The organism is Pirellulales bacterium (genome assembly GCA_035499655.1).
In the GTDB taxonomy this organism is placed as follows: Bacteria; Planctomycetota; Planctomycetia; order Pirellulales; family JADZDJ01; genus DATJYL01.
In genome coordinates, this window is sequence record DATJYL010000175.1 from 1 (window position 1) to 7,204 (window position 7,204).

Here is a 7,204-nt window from a genome sequence, read left to right on the forward strand (position 1 = left end):
AGACTTTGGAGTCCGGGTTACTTTCGAGCGGACTTAAATCCCGGCGACGAAGCCACGCTCATCGGTTCGACGGAAACTTGGGATACGATTTTAGCCGTCGAGCCCCGCGCCGCGCTGGAATCGGAATTGCAGCGCCGCGAACGGTTGCTGTTTCAGGCCAATCCCCAGATTCAGGAGGGCTTTGCCGCGGAATTGGTGCTGGCCGCCGATCAATTCATCATCCGGCCGACAACTCGCGTGGCCGATTTGGCCGTCGCACACGCCGCCGGTGACGACGTGCGGACAGTAATTGCCGGCTACCATTGGTTTACCGATTGGGGTCGCGACACGATGATCAGCCTGGAAGGGTTAGCGCTCCTAACCGGTCGACAGAGCGAAGCCGGGTATTTGTTGCGCACCTTTGGTCGTTATGCGAAAGACGGATTAATTCCTTATTTATTTCCTGAAGGAAAAGCCGAAGGGCAGTACCATACTGCCGATGCCACGCTCTGGTATTTCCACGCCTTGGAGCGTTATCTGCAAGCCACGCACGATGCGGAAACCCTGCACGTTTTGCTCCCCACGCTGTGCGACATTGTGGAACATCATGTGCGCGGCACGCGATTTGGCATTCACGTTGATCCCCAAGATGGCCTCTTATCGCAGGGGCAGGAAGGATACCAACTGACGTGGATGGATGCCAAAGTTGGCGATTGGGTGGTCACGCCGCGCCGCGGGAAAGCGGTGGAAATCAATGCCCTGTGGTATAACGCCCTGCGTTTGTTGCAACGCTGGGTCCGCGAAGGTGGAAATCAAGCAGCGGCGGAAACGCTGGCCCAGCGTGCCGCGCAGGCGTATGAATCGTTCAATCAAAGGTTTTGGCTCGCCGATGGCGGATATCTGTACGACGTTGTCGACGGCGAAAACGGAAATGATGCCGCCTTCCGCCCCAATCAAGTGTTCGCCATTTCGCTCGATCATCCGGTGCTGGATCAATCGCGGTGGAAATCGGTCATCGAGCAGGTTACCCAGCGATTGTTAACCCCTGTGGGGTTAAGATCGCTGGCGCCCGGTCATCCGGATTATAAGGCCAAGTACGATGGCGATTTACGATCACGCGACGCCGCTTACCACCAGGGAACCGTTTGGGCCTGGTTGATTGGTCCGTACATTGACGCCTGGTTGCGAGTTTACCCCAGCGAATTGAGCCAGGCCCGCAAACTGCTGGCGGCTTTCGAAAACCATCTGAACGAAGCGTGCCTGGGATCCATCAGCGAGATTTTTGACGCTGAGGCTCCCTTTCAAGCTCGCGGCTGTATCGCCCAGGCGTGGAGCGTGGCAGAAGTTTTTCGGAGTTGGGTTAAAACCATGCCGCCGCGCAAGACCGGGCTTACTCAATGAAGCAACATGAAAAGTGCACGTGCCTTCCCGCACTAATATCTGTCCCCAATGACGGTATTTCTTTCCGTATTTTTCAGAAATTTTGGCGACGGACTATTGCGAGTCAGCTTCGCCGCTGAGTTTTTTTCGCAGCGTGGCGCGATGAATTCCCAGCAGAACCGCCGCCTGAGCGCGATTGCCGCCGGTCGAGGTAATGACGGCTTGAAATAGTCCCGGCTCTGTGATCTCTAAAAACCGCTGATATAAATCATCCTGCGGGCGGCCCGAACCAAGCTGATCTTGCGCCCAGGCTGCCGCCGCAGTTTGGAGCAGTGTTGTGGGGTCGGCTGTCGGCGGACGGTCTAAAAAAGTGGGCGGCGGAAGATGTTCCGGGGCGATGGCGCGGCCCCGGGCCATCAGCGCGCCGTGTTCCACGGCGTTGCGCAATTCGCGGACATTGCCCGGCCAATCGCGGCGGCACAATTCGGCGACGGTTTCGTCCAACAGATGCGGCGGCGATTGATCTGGTTGAGCCCAGCGCCGCAAAAAACGCTCGGCTAGCTGCGGAATTTCCTCACGGCGCTCGCGCAGCGGCGGCAATTGAATTTCAAATACCGCCAGCCGAAAAAATAAATCCTGACGGAACCGGCCTTCCGTGCATTCCTTCCGTAAATCCCGATTGCTCGCCGCTACCACCCGAAAACGGGTGCGACGCGGCCGAGTATCGCCCACAGCCGTCACCTCTTGTTGCTCCAGCACACGCAGCAATTTCACTTGCACGGAGAGGGGAATATCCCCCGCCTCGTCAAAAAATACGGTTGCCCCGTTGGCTAATTCCAGCAGGCCTTGACGGGCACTGGTGGCCCCTGTGAATGCTCCCCGCACATGGCCAAATAATTCGCTTTCCACCAGCGTTGGGCTGAGGGCCGCTAAATTCACCGGCACCAGCGGTGCAGCGCACCGCTGCGAATGACGATGAATAGCCCGTGCCACCAACTCCTTCCCCGTGCCGCTTTCCCCGCAGATCAGCACAGCCGTATCGGACGGAGCCACCAGCGCGATTCGTTTGAAAACTTCCTGCATCGCTGGGCTGGCGCCAAATAGTTCCTCTTCCGCTGGCGATGTTTCCGGCACATTGTCACCAGCCGCTACCGTCGCATGGACAACCTCCGCGCTCACCAACGCCCGATGGATGACCGCCGCCGCCTGGTCCAAATCGAACGGCTTGGGCAAGTAATCGAATGCGCCTTCTCCCAAGGCCGCCACCGCGGTGTTGAGGCTGCCGAAAGCGGTGATGACGACAATCGGCACCGGCCCGGCCAAATCGCGAAATTTGCCCATGGCCGACAGCCCATCCATGCCGGGCAGCCGCACATCCAGCACGACCAAATCTGGCTTCGCCTGCGGGACTTTCTCCAAGGCTTCTTCAGCCGACGAAGCCACGCGCACGGTATGCCCTTCGCCGCTAAGCAGTCGGCTTAGCCCCCAGCAAATGCTTTCTTCATCGTCGACAATGAGAATGTTGGACATCGTGGTCAGTGGTCCGTAGGAAACGCGGAGTACTTATTCAAACATGCTGCTTTTGTTGGCTACCAACAACTGACGACGGACCACCGACCGCCGACAAGTGGACTTCAAAGCAAGTTTCGCCCCCGGAGCGCTGAAATACAATCCGGCCCCCGTGGGATTGTGCGATTTGCCGCGCCACGGCCAAGCCCAACCCCACCCCTTCCGGTTTGCTGGTGGCAAATGGCTCGAACAACCGCTCGATCATCTCCCGCGGCGGTCCGGCCCCGTTATCCAGAACACGCAAAATGACCGAAGAACTTGCGTCGCTTTCCACAGATAACGGATCGGGAACGCTCGCAGCGACTGTCGTTTCGATCCGCACCCAGCCTCCCGGTCCCGCGGCATCGGCGGCATTCAGCACTAAATTCATCAGCAATTGCCGAAGCTGGGCAGGATCGGCCCACAGCGGCCCGCCATCCTCTGCCCGCTCGACGACCGACAAATGCACACGCCGATGCTGCAAGGCGGGATCGAGCAACTCCACCACCTCGTGGATCACGTCGGCCAATCGGCACGAAACGCGCTGCAAGGGGGGCGTCAGATTCGGACTTTGTGGAGCCGCCAAAAATTGTTTGAGATTTTCTTCGGTCAATGCCAATTGTCGCAATGCCACGTCCAGGCTTTCGGGATCTGCCTCGCACTCTCGGGCATGTAGCTGAACGGCCATGAGTGCGCCGGTCACATTATTCCGCAAATGATGAGCCAGTCCGCCGGCCAATTGTCCCAAGAGCGAAAGGCGCTCGCTGCGGCGAATGGCCCTTTCCATTTCGGCAAGCTGTTCCGCCAAACGATTGACGGCCACAGCCAGATCGCGCAATTCGTCGTTGCGCGTCGGCAGTGGGATGGGAGAATAATCGGCCTGCCCGATGCGGTTCACTTGCGAGCGCAATTCAACGATGGGCTTGGTCAGCCGTCCGGCAATCAACAGCGACAAAAGTGCTGTGACAGCCAGCGCGATAGCGCCAACTACAAGGGGCGGCAGCGCGGCTTCGCTGCGTGCTTCGTGCCAGAACCGAACCGGGTAAAAAATATGCAATTGCCCCTTCGGCTGTTGTCCGCGCCCCGGCATCGACAACAACATTTGAAAATAATCTTGTCCGCCAATTTCGACCGGCGGTCCCAGTCGCAATTGCTGCCAATTATCCGCGGCGACGGAGCTTTCGCCCGACGGCAATTCCAAGGCCTTGCTGGCGGCCAACACTCGACCTGTGGGATTGGTAAAGACGAAATCGGCCCCCGACAACCCGTGCATTTGCCGCAGCACCATATCGGTCAGCGGAAAGCTGGAATCGGCCAATGTCGCCGCCACCCCCTGCAATTGCTCTTCAATTTGATTTTTCGCCCGCTGGGTGGCCAACCAGGCATTGAGCGCGCTGACCGCACACACCACGCCCAGCAGCACCAAGGCAAACGGAATCAAAATTTGATAGCGAAGGGGCCAACGCATAATTTTCGAGCAAAAGGCAATTTTAGAAAAGCAGCATCCTCGGGCCGACTTCCTGCCCATCATATCGCCAATGGAATTTCCTCGCAAACCGCAGATGACAATCGATAGCTTGCCAGCATATAATTTCGACGGATTCAAACTCCTTCTGATCCACATATCCGCACTATCATGGAAAAAGAACTGACTGATCGGGCCGAGCGAATTCGCAAGAGAATCCTGCAACTGCGGGACAGTCTTTGACTATGCCGCAAAAAAGTCGCAGGCCAGCGCGATTGAACAGCGGATGTCGGCCGGCGATTTCTGGAACAACCAAACGGCGGCACAGGCCACGGTGATGGAGTTGAAGAGCTTGAACGCGCTGCTCAAGCCCATGGACGAAGCGATCCGCGCCGGCGAGGAAATTCAAACTTTGGTCGAAATGGGGGACGAAGATTCCACCTTCATTCCGGAACTGCGCGAGCAGCTCGATCGCACCGAGCCCAAGCTCGACGAGCTGGAATTAAAATCGCTCCTCAGCGGACCGCACGACGCCAACGCCGCCATTCTTTCCATCAACGCCCGTGACGGCGGCACCGACGCCAACGATTGGGCCGAAATGATGCTGCGGATGTACCTGCAGTGGGCCCAGAAAAATGGCTATGAAACGGAATTGCTCGACCGCCAAGACGATGGAGTCGCCGGCATTCAGCATGCGGCCATTTCGGTGCGCGGCCCCATGGCCTACGGTTACCTGAAAGGCGAAACAGGGATGCATCGGCTGGTGCGCATTAGTCCGTTCAATGCCGAAGGCAAGCGGCAAACCAGTTTCGCGGCGGTCGATGTTTCGCCCGAAATCAACGAGAACACGGAAATCGAATTGCGCGACGAAGACATTCGCGAAGATGTGTTCCGCGCCAGCGGCGCCGGCGGCCAGCATGTGAACAAAACCTCCAGCGCCATTCGGCTAACGCATTTTCCCAGCGGCATTGTCGTGCAGTGCCAAAACGAACGGAGCCAACACAAAAACCGCGCCACGGCAATTAAAATGTTGCGGGCACGCCTGGCGCGGCTCGAAGAAGAAAAACAAGAAGCGGCCTTGGCGGCAAAATACAAATCGCAGGCGAAAACGGGCTTCGGCTCACAAATTCGCAATTACTTTTTGCACCCCGATCAGCGTGTGAAAGACGCCCGCACCGGGCACTACATGGGCAGCTTTCATGCGGTGCTGGACGGCAACATTCAGGGCTTTCTCGATGCTTACCTCCGCTGGCGTGCCACGGGGGGCAAACCCGTCGCGGCAGAAAAAGATAGCGACGATGAATAGCGCGACGCTAGGAACGCCATTGCTGCGAGTGGACTTTGAGCGATGCGGCGATCGGTTTGCTCATCAGGTGTCATGGACATTGCCCGATGGAACCAGTGGATGCTTAATCTCGCAGGAAGGACATCCCGACGAAGCGTGGCCCCCCAGCCCGGTCTTGCAATCGCTGAATTTGGAAACTCGGCCCGGCGAAGGGCAATCAGCGATGCTGGTGGGCATGGCGGGCCGCAACCACTGGTCGATGAGCGTGGAAGCCGATTTGGACCGCAACCGTTTGCTGTTCGATGTGGCCTGCCGCATGCAAGAATTGCCCCTCTGGTTGGGCAGCACATATACCGTCCTGAACCAAAGCGGAGCTGCGTGGCCGCTCGATTGTTTAACGCTTACCGCCTGGCATGGTGAGCAAACTGACCAAGCTATTTTCATTCAAATGGACCGGCAGAAGGGAACCTTGCGAATTCCCGCACCGCCAGCCACGGCGATGTTTCCGCAAACGATCCGCTGGCGGTACGAGATTGGCGTTCGGAAATAAGAAGTGCGAAAAGAAACAGCGGGGTTCGGGACCGAATTTAGCCGAACCGGAGGCCTTTAGAATACCGTCTTGATTCACCGCCCCGCTTGGGCGACAATGCCGCCTGAAAGGAGCGACTAGCAATTAGCGATTAGCTTTTGCCGCTGCTTATTCCGTCATTCTCCTTCGTCATTCCCCCTGCCAATGGTTTTTGAGCACATCGAAAAATTGAAGCGAGCCTTTACCGATAAATACGTCGTGGTCGATGCCTCACGGCCGGAGTTGGCGCGCTTCGGCAATGCGACCGGGCTGATTAAAACCGTAAATATGAATGGGCGGGCGCTAGTCGAGTTCGATCAGTTCGATAACATCGGGTGGTATGACATCGAATTGGATTTTCTGAAAGTCGTGCCGAAGCCGGAACCCAAAGCCAAAGAGGAAAAGCCCGCTCCGGAGAAAAAAGTTGCTGCGGAAAAAACACCCGCTGCACCCAAAACCGCCGCAGCCAAGCCCGCTGCGCCGGCAGCCGGCGGAAAACCCAGCACAGCCGACATTTTGGCTGCCGCCCGGGTAAAAAAAGGGACAGGCGAACCGGTTTCCGCGGCCACGCCAAGCGCAACAAAATCTGCTCCGGCTGCCAAGCCGCCTGCCGCCACGCCGACGGCCGCTGCTCCCGCTGCCAAAAAAGCGCCGGGCGCGAAACTTTCGACGGCCGACATTTTGGCGATGGCGCGGGGCAAGGGTGCCGCCGCAGCTCCGGCTGCTTCGGCCGCCGCGCCATCGCCCGTTTCAAAGCCCGCCGCTAAACCAGCTGTGAAATCGGAGCCCGAGCCTGCGCCGCTGACCCCGGAAGAAGCAGAACAGCCCGTCGCCGAGGCTGCGCCGGTCGTTGAGCCGGCCAAACCCGTCAAAAAATCATCTGCCGGTCCCAAACCCACCACCACTGCGGAGAAAATCGCTTACTGCCGACAGGTGGATAGTAAATAATCGTGAGCCGTGAGCCAGTGACTCGGTGCTC

The 7,204-nt window shown here is 58.1% G+C and carries 6 protein-coding genes; 4 read left to right on the forward strand and 2 right to left on the reverse strand.

What is annotated here, in order from left to right; all coding sequences use genetic code 11:
• Positions 1–1,380: amylo-alpha-1,6-glucosidase (locus tag VMJ32_12300; GenBank protein ID HTQ39801.1), on the forward strand; the 1,380-nt coding region annotated here is incomplete at its 5' end.
• 93 nt (positions 1,381–1,473) lie between these two features.
• On the opposite strand, the gene VMJ32_12305 is transcribed toward VMJ32_12300, so the two are convergent.
• Both VMJ32_12305 and VMJ32_12310 read right to left on the reverse strand, forming a co-directional pair.
• Positions 1,474–2,889 (reverse strand): sigma-54 dependent transcriptional regulator, encoded by a 1,416-nt coding sequence (locus VMJ32_12305; GenBank protein ID HTQ39802.1) that lies wholly within the window; start codon positions 2,887–2,889, stop codon positions 1,474–1,476.
• A gap of 37 nt (positions 2,890–2,926) precedes the next feature.
• The gene (locus VMJ32_12310) at positions 2,927–4,375 is read right to left on the reverse strand and encodes a HAMP domain-containing sensor histidine kinase (protein ID HTQ39803.1); all 1,449 of its coding nucleotides are present in this window, start codon (positions 4,373–4,375) and stop codon (positions 2,927–2,929) included.
• A gap of 168 nt (positions 4,376–4,543) precedes the next feature.
• Here VMJ32_12310 and prfB point away from each other — a divergent pair.
• From prfB to VMJ32_12325, 3 genes are all read left to right on the forward strand, one after another.
• Positions 4,544–5,678, forward strand: a protein-coding gene (gene prfB, locus VMJ32_12315; GenBank protein HTQ39804.1) for a peptide chain release factor 2 whose coding sequence is annotated in 2 segments (ribosomal slippage) — positions 4,544–4,612 and positions 4,614–5,678 — 1,134 coding nt in all. Because the reading frame shifts where the segments join, the coding sequence is not laid out codon by codon here.
• Between the two features lie 67 nt (positions 5,679–5,745).
• Positions 5,746–6,207, forward strand: coding sequence for a hypothetical protein (locus VMJ32_12320; protein ID HTQ39805.1), 462 nt, complete (start codon positions 5,746–5,748; stop codon positions 6,205–6,207).
• 183 nt (positions 6,208–6,390) lie between these two features.
• Positions 6,391–7,173: a hypothetical protein gene (locus tag VMJ32_12325; protein HTQ39806.1), complete on the forward strand. Its 783-nt coding sequence runs from the start codon at positions 6,391–6,393 to the stop codon at positions 7,171–7,173.
• Positions 7,174–7,204 lie beyond the last annotated feature (31 nt).